The following is a 19,110-nucleotide window of genomic DNA, read 5'->3' as shown; positions in this document are numbered from 1 at the left end:
TCCCTACTCTAAGTGCCAAAAATAATTTTGTGGTCTACTCAAATGAAAAGCGCTATAAGTTGTTATTCACAACTGGGTAAGGGAACTGAATTTGTCATTGAAATTCCTATTGGTATTTAAGTTCCGCTAATGATTTAATATCAAATCCGTTTAATTCGGTAGACTGCACCCTTTTAGCTGTTTCAGTTTAATATACTGGATCAATCTGGTGGGTTATAGTCTCCCCTATTGAGTGATTCCATAAATTCTTTTATCTCCTTCATGGTTGACTTTTGTTCTAGTTCTTTCTTATATCTTTTCATTTCAGATTCAAGTCTTCCTTCAAAGAATTTTGTGATTTCTTCCCTATTCGTGTTGGCCCTTAGGTAATGAATTGATACTGCTTCTAAAGTAGAAGTATATGCCAATCCTAAAACCAGAATGTAACTTGCGGCTACTACACCGGTAATGCTTTCACCTGGTATAAAAAGAGGAGGAAATATTGCTGAAATGATGGCTGTGGTTATATCTAGTATTGTTGTACCACCGACCGCCAGTAAACCAGTAAATCCTATAGTGGCAGTTGCAGCACCTGCATTGAGAAAACGATCGAGATTATAAACTTTAGCAAGAGATGCTAGTAAAGTTGGCTGAGTTGCAATAATACTAACTGGAGTACAGCCTGGAATCGGAATAAAAGCTGAACCAAAACATACCCCAGCTGCAGTACCAACAATAGAGTATGCTACTCTCCTTTTTAATTTGACATTTACTGCCTGCGCTCTGATAAATGCTTCTGAATATGATGCAGGAATGGCTTTTATAGATGCTTCTGTTAATTCTTCTAGACCTGAAACTTTCTTGCCTGAAACAGGATCGGCAGAAACTTCCATAATTTTAATTTGGGTATTTGCTGTCTGCTCAATTTCAGCTAAGACATCACTCAGTTTTTTTTTAAGTTCAGAAAGTTCTGTTGGTTTAGCAATATCACACTGACTTAAGACAATGATTATAGGAATTTTTAAGCTGAGTGCTTTTTGAATCACTTCTTTATCGAAATATTCAATCCTTGTTAGTCCTGCATGAATAAGATACCAAACAAGGTGAATACAGTCGTCTACAGATTGGGTACTGGAAAGAGATTTGCTCCCAAGAAATTTTAAAGTATCTTCTAAAAAATCATCAGTTTTGCTAGCTTCATAGCCAGGAGAATCATAGAGTATGATTGGAATATCTGGATTATATGGGTTTGGATATCTTTTATAGCATTTTGTTACTGGCAACCCAACATCTACTTTAATTTCATCATCATCTAGACCAAAGATAGCTTTAATTAGGCTACTCTTTCCTGCACCAGTTCTACCAATTAGAGCAATACTCGGTGGTTTCAGTCTCTCTTCTATTTTCTTCAGTTCTTCATCTATTTCGTTATTCATGTTTAAACTCCTATCCATTTTTACCTTTCAAATTTCTTACTGATTCTTGAATAAGCTGATTATGCTTATTAGCGATCGTTCTAATATGCCATAATTGCTTAATAACTTCGTTCATTTTTTGATTAAAGAAACTTTCTCTACTTCTTTTGGGTTTGAGGTGATATTCCTTAATCTCCCGAATTGCATACTTAAAGTCTTCAACTAAATCATCATTAATGTTGATAACATCGCCATAAAGTTTAATGTATCTTTCAACCAGTGAAAAAGCTTCAACAAGCCACGACTCTAAAGCTACATCAAAAAGTAGATGCTTAGGTGTGATTGTGATATTCCCTTCGTCTTGAAGATTTCTTGCCTTAGCAGCATTCTTGTATGTAAAATGGGGCCTCGCATATTCTATCGAAGGAGTTATTTTCCCGGCAAAATATAGATCCTTTTTATCTTTCTGAATATACTTAATGAATAGTGCATCAATCCTTTGTTGAAATAGTCCAGGAGTTTCTATCGGACCAGGAATATCATAAGCTGTCTCCTGGTGATTTTCTAAGTCTAAACCCCTCTCTATTTCATAGTCTTCACTGCGAAGACGATTAAGAATACCAAGCATTGCTAAAATACCTTCATCTTGATTTTGTGGTAATCTTGGTTTCCGATTAAATGCAACTAGCTTGTGCAAAAAAAACAAAAATATTGTGAAACTCAGGAAAACAAAGATGGGAGCTAGCAGAGAAATTCCGATTTGATTTCTCGCATTATTTGGCTCCATATCAAAAAACTGAATTATTCCTACAGCGGAACCTCCTACTAGACCACAAACCAAGTGAACAATCACAGCGCCAACCGGGTCATCCATTACCTTCCATGAAAATTCATTCTCAATGATATGTTTTGAATACAAGAAAACTAGCCAACCACAAACGCCACCGACAAGAAATGGATACCAAATAATTGCTAAATCTGGTGCAGCTGTAATTCCAACTAATCCACCTAGTAAACCATTTATTGCGATCGTTAACCTCGGAATATTGTTTGCCCAACTCAGAAAAATTGTCACCATCATACTAACAGTTGCTGCTAAGGTCGTATTAATAGCAACAATAGCAATTTCGTGTAAACCTTCTGGTGTCCCGACAGATAGTTGTGTACTACCCATATTAAAGCCATACCATCCTATGAGCAACAGAAACACACCTGTTGTTGCTAAAGGAATATTATGAGCTGGCAATCGTCTTTCTCTCGCAGGTCGCGACCCTATAAGTAAGGTGGCTGCTAATGCTGCAGCTCCACCAGTTGCGTGTACTACGACTGAACCAGCGTAATCTTTAAACACTTCATCAAAAACTACCCACAACATCAAACCTGAGAGGGGATATATAATACCAGAAATGAAGCTACTCATAATTAAGTAATCAGACAACCTCATTCTACCAGCGATCGCGCCTGAGCATATAGTTGCAGCAGTTGCAGCAAAAGCTCCCTGGTAAATAAAATCTACTAGCTGCCTTGCATTATCTATATTTCCAGGTTCTGATGTTATAATACTGACAGGATGTAAGGAATTATCACAACCTTTCAATATCCAGTAACCAAACAAAAAAAAAGCGAGAAAGCTAACGCCAAAGTCAGCAAAATTTTTGAATATGATTGAAACTGTGTGCTTGGAAGGAAGCAACCCAGCTTCTAAAAGAGCAAAACCTAGCTGCATCAAAATCACTAGGACTGCACAGAACAAAATAAAGACAATATCTAGTGGAATAGTATCTGCTTGCATAAAATCTGTCTAAATTGGAATAGTAAATAGAGGGGAAAAATTACTACTGGTGACTTATTTGGTAGAGATTTTTAATGCACCACTATTATAGTGAGTCTAGTAGAAAAGGTTTTGTTCCTACTGTCGTTTGCGTAGTATCTCGTAGATTGCTGGTATAAAATTTTCGGGACATCAATTTTTTATTTTCCTACCCTACATACTTTTTTCGGGCCACCCCAAGCTTTTTTTGATAAATAGTCCCTTACCCTGGTAAAACGAGAACTCTATTATTTCTCAAATGTACCGTATCTATAATATAATATATTCAAAAAACAAAAATCGTCAACTATCGGCTAATTATTTAATTGGCCATACAAATTTATCTATTATAGCACTACGCGCTAGGGAATAGGGAGCGCGTGGAATTTTGATCAAAAGCGTGGTAGAAAATTTTTCTACCACATTGGGAGATACCCCCTCAGCAGGTTAATCTTGCTGTGCATTGTTAATAATTGTTAGCAAAATCGTATCGGAACAAGGAGTAGCAAACTGTAAAAGGGTTTTAGGATTGAAAAATCGCGCCCAATTCTTGTAGTGCTACAGATCCTCAATCAAGTTTGTTCAAATTTTTGTCCTTTCTTCCCTCCTGAGATCATATCTGCTGGTATCGTTATCCATCCACTTTGGTGATACCAAACAAATCAATAAACTCAGCCACAGAGATGATTTTAGTCTCTATCAACGACTGTGCTGTAGTAGAGAAATTAATTTATTGTGGCAACTTTGCAACCTAAGCCTAAAATCATACACCAAGAATCTCCTAATCAACCAATATTCTTATATAGAGGTTCTGCTGAATTGATTGATGGAAAAAACATTATTCAGGGTGAAGCTTTATTCATACTTCTTGGTATCCTTTTCCAAAAATCACTGTTAAATTTATCTATGACGGCGAAGGTATTACTGATGATATTGAATTGAAATCAAGTAATACTGAATTGAAATTAACTGAATCAAAAAATCAACCTAGAGTAAAAGTTGATCTATCAAATCTGAGATATCACGGAACTAAAAAAAGGGGGGCTTTTGGCTATTTAAAGGAATCTTTTATACAAGAACAAACAGAGAATTTGTCATCTATTACTTTTCAGATAGCTAATTTTATCCGCTTTCATAGTTCTAACTATGAGGAATTTGAATATGATGATGAAGACAATGAAATAGAAATACATCGAGAAGGTTGGCTAATGGATGTATTTGCCGGTCAATTTATCTTTGATTATGATAATTGGCATATTGTTTTAGCAACTTTAGATAATTCTTATGAGTTTCAAGAAAGATTGGAAGCTGAAGGAGGATATGGTATTACTCATATTTGCAAAGTGGAACGTTTAGATGGTAAAACTTTTGATTTAAACCAAGGCTATAAAATTATTGATGCCTTTATTTATTATCTTTCCTTTGTCAGAGGAATTTGGATAGCTCCTCTTTTTCTTTTAGGCTTTGATGCAGAAGGAAATCAAATATTAGAAGAATGGCGTACTCCAACTATTATACCTGATTCATGGCAATCTCCTGATTATTCTTGGTATGGAGAGTATGATGGTATAACAATTTTTGATCATTTCCCTGGATTTATGAAGAAGTGGCAAGATGAAACATGGCAAGAAGTAATTCAAAATTCAATTCAGTGGTATATAGAAAGTTCTAAGCATACAAATGGGTATAATACTTCTATTATTTTAGTTCATTCTGCTTTAGAAAAACTAGCCTGGACACATTTAAACAGTAACAACTACATTAGTCCTGATGGATTTAAAAAATTAACCTTTGGCGATAAACTTAGACTGTTACTTAAAACCCTTAATATTTCTCTAGAGCCAATTGACGAGAATTGGCAAATTTTTAAACTAGCCAAGCAAAATAATTGGGTAATTGATAGTATTAGTATAATTGGGCAGGTGAGAAATTCACTGATTCATCCAAAAATTACTAATAAAGAAAACCAGATTAAATTAACAGAAATGATAATGGAAGAAGTTTTTGTGGTGGCTGATAAGTACTTGTTAAAATGTTTATTTAAACTATTTGACTATCCTTACCCAATAGATTATTTGTTCTGCCCATTTCCAACTAGCTCAACCACAAGTAAAGCAAATTAAAAAGCATCTTCAAACAACTGACTGAGAATAATATTAAAACAGTATACTTAACTTTTCACCTTATTCTCCATCAAATCTATTCAAATTAATTTATAATTTTAACTTTTAACCCTTAATTTTACACCTAAACTATGCTCAAAAAAACCAAACCAATAATCAGCCTAATTCTCAGCTTATTTTCCCTAACTCCAACTATTACTCCCGCGTTAGCAGCGCCACCCCGCACCCCAGACCAAGAAGAAACCTGCGAAATACTTGTCATCGGTGGTGGCTTATCAGGAGCAGCAACTGCCTACGAATCATTATTAGCAGGGCGCACCGTTTGTGTCACCGAAATTACTGACTGGGTAGGCGGTCAAATTTCTTCCCAAGGCACCTCCGCTCTCGACGAACGCGGTACTCAACGCAGTCTCCTATTTTATCCCCGTGGTTACCTAGAATTACGGGAACGCATTGAGGAAAAATACGGTAGATTAAATCCCGGTGGTTGTTGGGTAAGCGTGTCCTGTTTTATGCCTTACGACGGTCACGGTATTCTATTTGAGATGTTAGAGGATGCTGCCAAAAAAGGTGGAGGAACATTCAAATGGTTTCCCAATACTGTTGTGAAAGAGTTAGATATTTCTAATAATCAAATCAATAGAGCGATCGCTATCCAACATCAACCAGCAGCAGGCACCCCACCCATTAACACCGAACCACTATCTCAAGTTATTGAAGATGCTTACCGTTATGAAAACTCAGCGCGTTTCGACAAAACCATAATTCAGTTTGTACCCCAACCTTCCCCAGAAAAAACTGGAGGTGCAGACTGGTATGTTGTCGAAGCAACTGAAACTGGAGAAATTATTGCTCTGGCAGATGTTCCCTATCGTCTAGGTATAGATCCACAAACCTATCTCGATCCATCATCTCCCGTTGACACCAGAGACTCCTATTGCACCCAAGGTTTTACCTACACCTTCGCCATGGAAGCAACTGAAACACCTCAAACCCATGTCGAACCCCCCTTTTATTCTCAGTATGCTCCTTACTATAGTTATGAATTATCTAGATTAGCTAGTTTCCCCCTAGTTTTCACCTATCGTCAAATTTGGTCAGTGCAACCAGATGCTCCGCAACCAGGAGATTACAAAAAACGAACGATTTTTCCTGGTGATATTTCTATGCAAAATTGGACTTGGGGAAATGACTATCGCCCTGGAAATCGCGACGACAACTTAATTTACAGTCGAAACCAACTGCAAGCAACAGGTCAACTGCAACCGGGTGGTTGGATGGGTGGTTTGCGTGCAGAAACCCTCCGTCGGGGTGAGGAAAATGCTCTCGGTTATTTCCATTGGTTGGTTGAGGGAACTACTGACTCTCAGTTGGGAGCGGGGGTAAAGGAAAAGCACCCGAATAATGTGTTTTTGAGTGGGTTTGATGCACCAATGGGAACAGCTCACGGATTGTCAAAATATCCTTATATGCGAGAGGGGCGACGTATTATTGGTCGTCTAGGGAAGACTTATCCAGAAGGTTTTGCGGTGGCAGAGGTTGATATTGCGAAAAAGAATTTTCGGGATAATTTTTATCTGCAAAATTTAGCACCGGATACATTACATTATTTGTGGGGAGCTGTTTCTGCTTTTGTTCCTCCAGATGCACAAATTAACTCAATGCAAGAAATGCCTCAGCGCGCTCGGGCAACTGTTTTTCCTGATAGTGTGGGTATTGGTCATTATGCAATTGATTTTCATCCCTGCATGACTAAAAGTCCGGCAGAAGCACCTGGTAATTCTGAACGAGCAGGTATTAGGAGGGGTCAAGGATCTGCTTATCCTTTTCAAATTCCTTTACGGGCAATGATCCCTCAAAAAATTGATAATTTGTTGGTGGCAGGAAAAACTATTGCTACGAGTTATATTGCTGCTGCTGCTTATCGGGTTCATTCTTTTGAATGGTCTGCTGGTGCTGCTGCTGGTACAACGATTGATTTTGCTTTGGATCGGGGGATTTTTCCTTATGAATTGATTGATGATATGCCTTCTAAGGAATGGGAGTTGGAGGTTTTACAAGGTCGTTTAGAGGAAAATGGTAATCCAACTGCTTTTCCTGAAACTTCTATTTTTAATAATACTTGGGATGAATGGAAATAGTGTTGCTACGCGGAAGTTAAAAGCGAGTGGGTAATTCTGAGGTTTCCTACGGGGCGCCTACTGTGCGGAATTAATTCCGCACACAGCCCCTCTAGAATGTAATACGCACTCAATACAGTCAAAAGTATTGATTGGTAAGGCTTTTAGGATTTTGTAACTGGTTAGTTATTTCTGCCATCTTGCACTATTTATTTATCCATATAACAAAACTGGATATACTGTTTTTGATATTGGTGAAGTCAGTTAACTAATATTAAAAGCACTACCAGGCAATAAAAAAATTTGAAACATTAGCGATTATTGCTATGTTGATTTGAGAATAAAACCTCTATCTTCATACTTCTAAATTTATCTTTAATTTGATAATATTTATAATGATTTATGAGCCAGTTAGAATATGTTTAAACTACCCTCAAATAATTCTATTTATGTATATGAGAAAAAATTAATATAGATTATACTTCTTCGGCAACTGTTTATACCATATCCTTTTGCAGATTAGAGGTTTTAAATAAAGAAACTATACTAGGAACAGATGTATGACAAACGGATGAATTGTAGTTGTGCCCATATTTAGGCTTTCTAATTGCAACTGAGAATGTATGGCTACAAGTTCTATCGATCGTCACTTGCTTAAATTTAGAATTATTGCACTTGGTTTGTAACATTTTCCCTGTCCTAGAAAAAATAATTTTTGTTTACTGTAAGTATATTTGAGTATTCTCTAATTAATATAGAGTTCACATAAACATTCACAATCTATCGCAAAGTTTTATACAAATGTAATTGGCAAATTAATGAATATTTACTAATAAAATCAAATCTGTTTAATTGTACGTAGATCCAATTTAGACTGACATAGAATAGTAAATGTTTCAGAGCTTAGAATCCTCTACTGACTACTAACTACTAAATTGAAGTGAGTTTGTTTAAGCAGGTTTGATATTATTTATAACCTTAACATATCTTAGTTAAATTTTCAATAATTTAAGGTTAAGCTTCAGTAAAAAGATATCTTTATGATAACAAATAAGTATTTATACTGGTTTTGAAGACAGAATTAATGTCTCCTTACTATTTCGTCGATCGGACATTTTAGTCGGCAAAGTAATAGTAAATTCTGTTCCTTGCTCAGAATTAGAAATTACTTCAATTTGACCACAATGCTGTTGCACTATCTGATAACAATTTGTTAATCCTAAACCAGTACCTTGACCAACAGGTTTTGTAGTAAAAAATGGATCAAATAATTTTTCTATAATCTTTGGTGGTATGATCGGACCATTATTCCAAAAACTGATTCTAACTCGATCGCTCTCTATTGTTTCAGTCTTAATTTTTAGAGTAGGAACAAAATCTAGTCGATAATGCGGCTCTTGAGATATTAATTGATTGATTGCATCAACACCATTAAAAATAATATCTAAAAATACTTGATTTATTTTTGCTGGATAACATTCAACTAAAGATAATTTTTCATAGTTTTTAATTACTTTTATATGCTGAATTTTATTACTTAAAATTGCCAGAGTATTTTCAATCTCTTCTTGGAGATTAACAAATTTAGTTTCTGACTCATCAAGGTGAGAGAAATTTCTTAAAGATTGAACAATATGCTTAATTCTTTCTGCCCCAGTTTTCATTGAAGATAAAACTTTTAAAAAATCCTCAGCTAAAAAATCTAAATCAATTTCCTCAATATAATCTTGAATTTCTGGTTTGGGCTGAGGATAATGCTGCTGATATAAATTTATTAACTCTAATAAATCAAGAACATATTGTTTAGCATACTCAGTATTACCATAAATGAAGCTAACTGGATTATTAATTTCATGGGCTACTCCACCCACCATTTTTCCTAAACTAGACATTTTTTCTGTTTGAACAAGTTGAGATTGAGTTTGTTTAAGTTGCTGAAGTGCTTTCGTAAGTTCAATAGTACGTTCTTCTACACGATTTTCTAGAGTTTTGTGAGACATTTCTAGCTGATGAGTGTATTCTCCTACCCATAAAATAAGTTGATTTAAAGAAGTAGCTAATAATCCAACTTCATCCTTTGTATTTACGGTAGCTTGTAATTTAAAATTAGATTTTTTTGTTACTTGTTGAGCAACTTCAGTAAGTTCTTTTAGAGGATTAGCAATTAAACTACTTATATAAATTGCTAAAAATGTCGCTATTCCTAGAGAAGTTAAAACACTAATAAGAATAATATTTTTTTGTAGCTGAGTTACTGTTTTTAAAGCAGCATGAGCTTCATGATCTTGAGCTTCTGCTACTTTCACAATAGTAATTAGTTCTTGTGAGAGGCGCTCGAATTTTAGGTCTACTTGAGTAGCTTTATTTTTACTCAATGAAGTAATAATCATCTGCTGTGCTTGTAGAATTTCTTCTTGCTTTAAGTTAGGAATATCTATTTGCTCCCAGAGATTATTGATATAATTCAAATATGAATTTGTAGCCATTTTGTATGACTTTAATAGTTGCCTATATTCTTTGTTATCTATATCTAGATCGTGAGGATAGTTATCTAGAAAAATAGTAAGTTCATCTAAATTTTCTCTAACTTTATTAACATGCGCTAGAAATTTTGCTTTTTCAAAATCGAGCCAAATTTTTTTAGCTAATGCCGGAACTAAATTTTGTGGATGAGACCGCATCCCTAAAACAGCTTTTTCTAAATCATTGAGAAGATGGCTATGCTTATCTGCAACATATAGTTTTTGTAGCATCTGTTTTTCATATTCTTCTGCAATAACTAACCCTAAAGTAATTCCAATTACAGCAACGCTTATTGCTACAGCATAGCTATAACCGAATTTTTTAGCAATACTCAAACGCTTGAAGAAATTAGCTATCCGAGTTAATTGATTTTTTCTCTTAAATTTAATCAAAAATTTGAACATACTATTTTGATTTCGCCGTGGTATAGAAGAAGTAACTTCTATATATTGAAATTTTTCAGCTTTTTCAGATTGCATAAATCTTATTTTAACTATTATTTTACACAGTCATTTCAGTTATCAGTTGTCAATAAACAGTTAACAAATTAGGACTATTAGAGCATATTATGTGCAAAAGTAATATCATGTCCGGTAGCATCGGTATTGTATAGTAAATAGGGCACAGGGAACACCGGAGCTGGGAACAGGCAAGAAAAAAACTTAAATTTCCTGTAGATATCCACGCTAACTTTTACACAAACGATACCAACGGACATGATATAACACATTGATTTTCCTTGATATTTGGTTATTTTTTCTACCCAATAAAATGTTTATCAAATAAAGATTAAGACAACTAAAGTGCTTGATTTTCAGTATTTTCCGTGGGTTACGGCTAACAGTTAAGAGTTTAGTGAATCAGCATAAATATTATCGCCTTTCGGCGACAGCCGTTGGGCGGAAGCTCTGTTTTAGCAAAGCCAACTCTACGCCTTAAAATAATATTTTAAGAACTGCTGTAACTGGAATTAATCAACCATAAATACATTGCATATCTATTTTTTCATGTCTTTTTTTAGCTCAAATATTGAGTTATTTCTAATTCAACACACCCATTCAGTTTCTACTAATTAGCAGATATTAAGTTTGGTCGAAAAATCCCTGAATCAAAAACTTTAGTTTACTTCTGGATAATTACCGAAGAATTAATAATTAAATAATTAAATAATTAAATGATTGAGGTTTAAAGCCTCCCCTTTCAAGGGGAAACAAGAAAAAATTTTCCTTTTATTCAATCCTCTTCCTTTTAGGGAGAGGTAATTATCAATTATCCATTATCAATTATCAATTATTAAAAAATTATCTTTTATTTTACGGGTTTAATACCCAGCGCAAAAGGGGGTGCTTAAAATTATTTGGGGTTATAAAATACAGAGTGGCCTGCCGAAGAATATCTATAAGTAATTTTCCCTTCTACCTTCTGATTTCTGCCCTCTGTCTTATTCAAGGTGCTATTAAATCACCTTCTCCGATCGCTTGATAAACATCGCGAATAATATTGTAATTACTGTCATTAGCAGCTACTAAACTAGAACCCTGATATTTTTTTGTAGATTCTCCTTCTACTAAAGCTGTAATTAATTTATCTTGACTATTAATAATTAGATTTTGATATTCTTGAGTTAATTGAGAATCTAGGTGGCTACCGACAATGATTACATCACTCGGTAGCAAAGCAGTTTTAGCTATTATAGGAAAGTCCTTTTCTGATGCACCCTCTATTTTCAGTAGATACTGATAGTCTATAGCAGATCCTCCCCAGGCATCAACTTTTCCTTTTCTAAAAGTTTCCAGACTGCCCTCATCCCCTAACATCATAGTTTTTACATCAGATTGAGGATCTAATCCTGCCTCCATCAGTAATTTTGTTGGTCCAAGATGACCACTTGTAGAACCAATATCTGACAATGCTAAAGTTTTATCTTGCAGTTGGGCAGGAGATTTAATTGGACTATCAGCAGAAACAGCAATTACAGCACGATAATTAGGGCGAGTCACTCCAATTAGAGGTATGGCATTTGTCCGAGCATTAATCACAACATATTCTGAAGGCCCAGCAAGTAACAAATCTACTTGATTTAACTGTAAAGTGGCGGCGGCCATGGCAAAACTCTCAACTGGAAAAAAATCAATTTTTACTGCCAATACTTCTTCTAGAGCAGCACGAAATGGCTCATAATCACGTTGTAATTTCTCCTCATCAACAACATCCGTTACTGCAAATCGTAATTTTTGTGGTATTTGTGATTCATTAGTATTGTTTGTTGTAGCAGTACAACTTGTCATAAATAGTAGGGTATAGCCCATAAAATTACGTCGCTTCATATCTTTATTACCAAGTATAATTAGAGCAATTATTGACGAAAAAGTAAGGTCTCAAGCTTCCCCTTTTAAGGTAAGCATTTCCTGCGGACTGCTGCGCAAACAGCTATTAGCGGTCAGCTTTCAGCTTTTTAATGACATTAAATCCGTTAGGAGCAGTATAAATAAAGTATAGAATAAGGGTTGATATTAGATATCTTACTATACTGACATTTGTTTCCATAAATATAATTTATTAAACACTCCGAAGTAAGCGAAAAAGCTTTAATCATGCAACTAAGAACAATAGCTATTAACCTAGTTAATCCGCAGGAAATGCTTACCTTTTAAAAGCATAAAAATAAATCAACTTCAGTAGGAGCTACTGATAACTGATAACTGAAATAAACCTACTCAAAAATATTAACATTTCGATCAAATATAGCAATCAGGAATGAGTTGTGAGAATTGAGGTGTTCCTTAAAAGTGTAAAATATAGCAATTATTATATTCAGATGATACGTTTTTTCTTCTTCTCTGTTCCCAGCTCCGGTGTTCCCAGCTCCGGTGTTCCCTAAAAGTTTCCAATATCTCACAACTCAAATCATATTGCTATAGTATGTTTTTTTTGCTTAAACTATACTTAACCTAATGGCAAACTTTTGTTAAAAATAACTTAATTTTATAGAGATATGATGACTTATAAAAATCATGAAATTTAATTAGAAAATTGTATGGAGCCAATTCAACTGCAAATTCTTCATGCTGCCGATCAAGAAGCAGGTATTCCAGCGATCGAAGATGCTGTTAATTTTTCCGCAGTTATAAATGGTCTGGAAGATGATTTTGAGAATACCTTAAAATTATCCTCTGGAGATATTTATATTGCCGGACCTTTTTTCAACGCTAGTGACGAAATTTATGGCGAACCAGGCATTGGCGATATTTTAATTAACAATGCTTTGGGGTTTCAAGCAGTTGCCGTTGGTAATCATGAATTAGATCTAGGAACACAAGCCTTTGCTAATCTCATTCCAGCTAACTCCGAAATCACCGGGCCGGGAATTGATGAGGGAGGTTATCAAGGTACTCAGTTCCCCTATCTCAGCACCAACATTGATTTTTCCTTTGAATTAGATGATGATGAAGATACCATCGATCTTGCAAACTTAGTTGTAGAAGATGGCGGAGCGCCCCAACTTAATACAATTTCTGGGAGCGTTGTCATTGAAGTAGGCGGGGAAGAAATAGGAATAGTCGGTGCAACTACTCCTGCCTTACCTACCATTTCTTCTACTGGCGATCTTGTTGTTTCCCCCTCAGACAGTGACGATATTGCAGCCTTAGCGGAAATTATTCAAGAAACAGTAGATGAATTAACTGCCACAGGTATTAATAAAGTTATTCTGCTCACCCACATGCAGCAGATTAGTATTGAAGAAGAATTAGCAGAAATTCTGACAGATGTCGATGTCATTATGGCTGGCGGCTCCAACACTCTCCTCGCCACAGAAGATGATATCCTACGAGATGGAGATACTCGGGACGCTTCCTATCCTCTAGAATTTACTTCTCCTAACAATGAACCTGTATTAGTCATCAACACCGACGGCAATTATAAATATGTCGGTCGCCTCATTGCTGATTTTGACGAAAACGGTATTATTACAAGTTTTGACGATGAGTTAAGTGGTGCTTATGCTACAGATGATGAAGGAGTTGACCGAGTTTACGAGGAAGATGTCGATCCTGAAGATGTAGCTGACCCCACAATAGTAGCTGTGACAAATGCTATTAATGACAATATTTCTGACAGAGACGGCAATATTTTCGGTTCCACAGATGTATTCCTCAACGGTACAAGAGGAGATGTTCGTACCCAAGAAACTAATCTGGGAAATTTGACAGCGGATGCAAATTTATTTATTGCCCAAGAATACGACTCTGATGTAGTAGTTTCCATTAAAAACGGTGGTGGTATTCGCGACAATATCGGTCAGTCGTTTATTCCTGCTGGCGGTACTTCCGATGATTTGGTGCAGTTGCCTCCTGCTGGAAACTCTTTTGCAAACAAGGAAGAAGGGCAAATTTCTCAGCTAGATATTGAAAATTCCCTCCGTTTCAATAACGACCTCACTTTACTAACAGTTACCGCAGAAGAACTCAAACAAATTATCGAGCATGGTGTTGCAGCAACTACAGATACTTCAACTCCCGGTCAGTTTCCGCAAGTAGGCGGTCTTGCTTTCAGTTTTGATGCCACTCAACAAGCAATTGAATTTGATGATACAGGCGTTGTCACAGATGGAGAGCGAGTCAGAAGTCTGGCTATTGTGGATGAGAATGGAGCGATCGCTGATGTGGTAGTTAGTGATGGAGAAATAGTAGGAGACGCAGACCGGGAAATTCGCCTAGTAACTCTTGGTTTCCTCGCAGGTGGTGGCGATAGCTATCCTTTTGAACTATTTGGAGAAGACAGAGTTGACTTGGAAGATGAAAGTTTGCCATCAGGAGCAACTAATAATGCTAACTTTACTAATAATGGTACCGAGCAAGATGCCTTAGCTGAATATTTATCAGTTAATTTTCCCGCTAATGGCAACCCTAGTTTCAGCGATGCAGATACACCTCCAAAGGAAGGCGAGCGCATTCGGAGAGTATTATTTGTGAAAGGGACTAACGATAATGATACTCTCGTTGGTGGCGAAACTGACGATACTATTATTGGTGGTCGGGGTAATGACTTCCTTTATGGTAAACATGGGGATGATCTTTTAGAAGGTCGCCTTGGTTTTGACCGCTTGTTTGGTGGTAGTGGTAATGACACTCTCAATGGAGGTCAAGGACGCGATCGCCTCAATAGTGGTCCAGGAGATGATGTAATGACTGGTGGTGCGAGTATTGACCGCTTTATCTTTAATACAACTCAAGCTTATGACCAGGATGATTTGGGAGAAGATAGAATTACTGATTTTGATATAGAGCGAGATATCATTGTCATCAACAGGACAACTTTCACTGCTATTGACAGTGGGGATAGTTTTAATGATGTATTTGCCACTGTTACCAGTGATAATAATGCTGCGACAGAAGATGCTGTCATTGTATACAATACAGATAATGGTAATTTATTCTATAACCAAAATGGTAGTGATGCTGGTTTAGGTAGTGGAGGTCTATTTGTTACATTAGACAATACACCTGTAGTTGATGCTGACAATTTCTCATTTGTTGGATAGTTAGTACAGATATTAGGGGTAATATCATGTTCGGTTGAATATTTATTATTGAGTATAGTAGAGGAGTGGAACTGTTCATCCGGGCATGATATGATATCATTTCATTTCCGGATAATCATTAGACATCTCCAGAAAAGAGGGAACAGGGAACAGGGAACAGGGAACAGGGAACAGGGAAGAATAATTGATAATTTCTGGATAAGAATTGATTTTATTTTTGATTTTTGGAGATGTCTATTGATAAAAAAACCTTTTCTTTCCTTCTGCATTCTGTCTCCTGCCTTCTTCCTTACCTCCTCAAAAGTGTGACTATTCAACCGGACATGATATAAGTCTTGATTTAACTACTCAATTTATCAATTAAATTTCCCACTCTTTCCTGAATATCATCTCTAACCTGCGGAAAAATTTCTGGTTTTTCTGCTGGATCTTCTAGTTGCCAATCTTCAAATACTTCTCGTGTCAACCATTCTGGAGGTAAATTGATACCACACCCACATAATGAAATCACCACATCAAAGTCTTGTGGTTTAAAATCACTCAATGCCTTAGAAGTTTGATCGCTGATATCAATACCAATGTCAGACATTGCCTGAATAGCATGGGGGTTAACCTGACTACCTTCCAAACCCGAACTGGTAACAGCAATTTTATCCTTGCCAAGTCTTTTCGCAAATGCTTCTGCCATCTGGGAACGGGCAGAATTTTTCTTGCACACAAACATTACTCGTTTCATCAAAATAACTCCTGATTTTTTCTTGTAATATCATGTCCGGTTGAACAGTTATAAATAAACGACGAAGGAGACAGGAGACAGGAGGGTAGAAAGAATCATGAAGAAGGAGAAAGTTTTTTGATCGCGCTCTTATCCGGACATGATATTATATCTATCTTTTTTTCCTTTTTTTCAATATTTACCCCAACTTCGGTCTTCCCTCTTCCTTCTTTCTTACTTCTACCAATGGTTGTGTTTTCGGCTATTGTGAGGTTTTCTGTTTCAATTATTATTTGACCTGCGTCTCCACTACCTCTGGTTTCAACTGTTATTCTGCCTTCCCCTAAAATATTGATTGTTTATTGTCGGAGATGTCTATTCCACAAGACATAATATTACTAAGCACAACTCAAAAATTTTTGTAGGAGAGTTCCATGGAACCCTCCTACAAGGTTTTCTGAAGATGTCTATACAAAGCTCTTCTACTTAGATTTTAGTTTTCAGCCTTGTATATATTAAACCTTACTATTTCTTAGCTTCTGCACGCTCTTTAGCTTCCTTAATCACCACTTCTGCCACATTATTAGGGCAAGGTGCATAATGAGAAAACTCCATTGAAAACTGACCTCTACCAGAAGTCATAGTCCGCAAGTCACCAATGTAACCAAACATCTCACTCAACGGTACATCTGCTTTGATACGACTACCAGTTGCGGCAGCATCTTGAGACTTAATCATTCCCCGACGGCGGTTGATGTCTCCGATCACGTCACCAACATGATCGTCAGGTGTAAACACATCGACCTTCATTATTGGCTCGAGTAACTGAGGAGCAGCTTTAGAAAAAGACTGTCGATAGCCAGCTTTAGCCGCTATTTCAAAAGCGATCGCCGAGGAGTCAACCGGGTGATAAGCACCATCCATCAATGTGAACTTCATATCCACACAAGGGAAACCAGCTAACATACCTTTTGTAAAGCTAGTCTCAAAACCTTTTTGCACGGCTGGCCAAAATTCTCTGGGCACATTTCCACCAGTCACCTTTGACTCGAATTGGAAGCCAGTACCAGGTTCCCCAGGCTCCATAACATAATCAATCTTACCAAATTGACCAGAACCACCAGACTGCTTTTTGTGAGTATAACTATCTTCAAGGCGCTTGGTAATAGACTCGCGATAAGCTACCTGTGGCTTACCAACTTCTACATCAACCCCATAAGTCCGCTTCAGAATATCAACCTTGATATCTAGATGCAACTCACCCATACCCTTGATAATAGTTTCATTACTTTCCTGATCTGTCTCAACTCGGAAAGAAGGGTCTTCGGCGACCATCTTGCTCAATGCCATGCCCAGTTTTTCTACAGAACCTTTGTCCTTTGCTGCTACAGCAATAGAAATTACTGGATCTGGGAACACCATCGGTTCTAAAGTTGCAGGGTTTTTGGGGTCACAGAGAGTATGGCCAGTTTGGACATTCTTCATACCAACGATAGCAATAATATCACCAGCTTGAGCTGATTCAACCTCTTCGCGAGAGTCGGCATGCATTTCCACCAAACGTCCAATTCGCTCAGTTTTACCTGTAAAAGTATTCAGCACTGTCTCACCTTTGGACAACATACCAGAATAGATGCGGGTAAAAGTTAAAGCACCATATTTGTCGTCCATAATCTTGAAGGCCAAAGCACGCAGAGGCTTCTCAGGGTCAACATAAGCTACGTTACCAGTCTCATTACCTTCTAAGTCAATCTCTGGTTGTGGCTTAACTTCTGTAGGATTAGGTAGATAATCTACAACTGCATCAAGTACCAACTGTACGCCCTTATTCTTGAAAGATGAACCACAGTAGGTAGGGAAGAAAGCTAGTTCGTTAGTTCCCTTACGAATACAACGTTTGAGGGTGTCAATATCTGGTTCTTCTCCTTCCAGATATTTTTCCATGACATCATCGTCTTGCTCAATCACAGTTTCAACCAAAATTTCCCGATATTTCTCGACATCATCAGTCATATTCTCTGGGACATCTTTAACTTCATATTTGGTTGGATCTCCAGAATCATCCCAAACCCAAGCCTTGCGGGTGAGCAGATCCACAACTCCCACAAAATCATTCTCAATACCAATAGGTAATACCATTACTAATGGCTTGGCCGCCAGTATATCTTCAACCTGCTTCACAACCCTGTAGAAATCAGCCCCTGTCCGGTCAAGCTTATTTACATAGATAATCCGAGAAACTTTAGAATCGTTGGCATAGCGCCAGTTGGTTTCAGACTGAGGCTCCACACCACCAGAGCCACAGAATACACCTACACCACCATCAAGTACCTTGAGAGAACGATATACCTCGATGGTAAAGTCAACGTGGCCAGGGGTATCAATAATATTTAATTGATGGTCTTTCCAGAAGCAGCTTGTAGCGGCAGACTGAATTGTAATACCCCGCTCTTGCTCCTGTTCCATAAAGTCTGTTGTGGCTGCACCTTCGTGGACCTCACCGATTTTATGGATTTTTCCGGTTAGTTTTAAGATTCTTTCGGTGGTGGTGGTTTTGCCTGCATCAACGTGGGCGAAGATGCCGATATTGCGATATTTAGTGAGGTCTTTTTTCATAGTTTACTCTCTTGTTAGGTACTACACTTATAATACTTAAGTATTACATATAAGCTCTATATTTGGCCTTAGCAGCTAGGAGAGAAATCACTACACAGATTTCTGCTAGTTAGCTGGCCCTTAGCTGCGACTTTTCAAACATTAGGCTTTAAATATCTATTTTATGCCCATTTATCCCCATAGTTATATTGCTGATTTTGACATACTCTTCACTTTTACGTTTACAAAATGAAAAGCTGATTTTACTCAATTTATACAATTTTTCTT

Annotated in this window: 10 protein-coding genes; 4 read left to right on the top strand and 6 right to left on the bottom strand. The window is 36.9% G+C overall.

Annotated elements, in window-relative coordinates:
- Positions 1–200 precede the first annotated feature (200 nt).
- Positions 201–1,415, bottom strand: a complete 1,215-nt coding sequence (locus tag AC3DU7_RS06260) for a GTPase (protein ID WP_488038493.1) — start codon at positions 1,413–1,415, stop codon at positions 201–203.
- A gap of 10 nt (positions 1,416–1,425) precedes the next feature.
- A complete protein-coding gene (locus AC3DU7_RS06255) occupies positions 1,426–3,186 on the bottom strand; it encodes an ammonium transporter (RefSeq protein ID WP_488038492.1) in 1,761 nt (586 codons plus the stop codon).
- A 753-nt stretch (positions 3,187–3,939) separates the two neighbouring features.
- Between AC3DU7_RS06255 and AC3DU7_RS06250 the strand changes: the two genes are divergently transcribed.
- The 3 genes from AC3DU7_RS06250 (at position 3,940) to AC3DU7_RS06240 (ending at position 7,468) form a co-directional block, all read left to right on the top strand.
- Positions 3,940–4,146 carry a hypothetical protein gene (locus AC3DU7_RS06250; protein WP_488038491.1) on the top strand — a complete coding sequence of 69 codons (207 nt, stop codon included), beginning with the start codon at positions 3,940–3,942 and terminating at the stop codon, positions 4,144–4,146.
- 17 nt (positions 4,147–4,163) lie between these two features.
- On the top strand, positions 4,164–5,327 hold the full coding sequence (locus AC3DU7_RS06245) for a YopA family protein (protein WP_488038490.1): 1,164 nt from the start codon (positions 4,164–4,166) through the stop codon (positions 5,325–5,327).
- Positions 5,328–5,458: 131 nt separating this feature from the next.
- Positions 5,459–7,468, top strand: coding sequence for an FAD-dependent oxidoreductase (locus AC3DU7_RS06240; RefSeq protein ID WP_488038489.1), 2,010 nt, complete (start codon positions 5,459–5,461; stop codon positions 7,466–7,468).
- Between the two features lie 1,037 nt (positions 7,469–8,505).
- Here the strand turns inward: AC3DU7_RS06240 and AC3DU7_RS06235 are convergent.
- Positions 8,506–10,449, bottom strand: coding sequence for a sensor histidine kinase (locus tag AC3DU7_RS06235; RefSeq protein ID WP_488038488.1), 1,944 nt, complete (start codon positions 10,447–10,449; stop codon positions 8,506–8,508).
- A 966-nt stretch (positions 10,450–11,415) separates the two neighbouring features.
- Positions 11,416–12,297, bottom strand: a complete 882-nt coding sequence (phnD, locus tag AC3DU7_RS06230) for a phosphate/phosphite/phosphonate ABC transporter substrate-binding protein (RefSeq protein ID WP_488038487.1) — start codon at positions 12,295–12,297, stop codon at positions 11,416–11,418.
- Positions 12,298–13,007: 710 nt separating this feature from the next.
- Between phnD and AC3DU7_RS06225 the strand changes: the two genes are divergently transcribed.
- Positions 13,008–15,512, top strand: coding sequence for a 5'-nucleotidase C-terminal domain-containing protein (locus AC3DU7_RS06225; RefSeq protein ID WP_488038486.1), 2,505 nt, complete (start codon positions 13,008–13,010; stop codon positions 15,510–15,512).
- 340 nt (positions 15,513–15,852) lie between these two features.
- Here AC3DU7_RS06225 and arsC read toward each other — a convergent pair whose 3' ends face one another.
- On the bottom strand, positions 15,853–16,248 hold the full coding sequence (arsC, locus tag AC3DU7_RS06220; RefSeq protein WP_488038485.1) for an arsenate reductase, glutathione/glutaredoxin type: 396 nt from the start codon (positions 16,246–16,248) through the stop codon (positions 15,853–15,855).
- 504 nt (positions 16,249–16,752) lie between these two features.
- Positions 16,753–18,843 carry an elongation factor G gene (fusA, locus tag AC3DU7_RS06215; RefSeq protein WP_488038484.1) on the bottom strand — a complete coding sequence of 697 codons (2,091 nt, stop codon included), beginning with the start codon at positions 18,841–18,843 and terminating at the stop codon, positions 16,753–16,755.
- Positions 18,844–19,110: the final 267 nt, after the last annotated feature.

The sequence above is a fragment of the Okeania sp. genome, from assembly GCF_983059655.1.
Note: the sequence above shows the minus strand (reverse complement) of the source record. Positions and strands in the feature narration are given on the sequence as shown.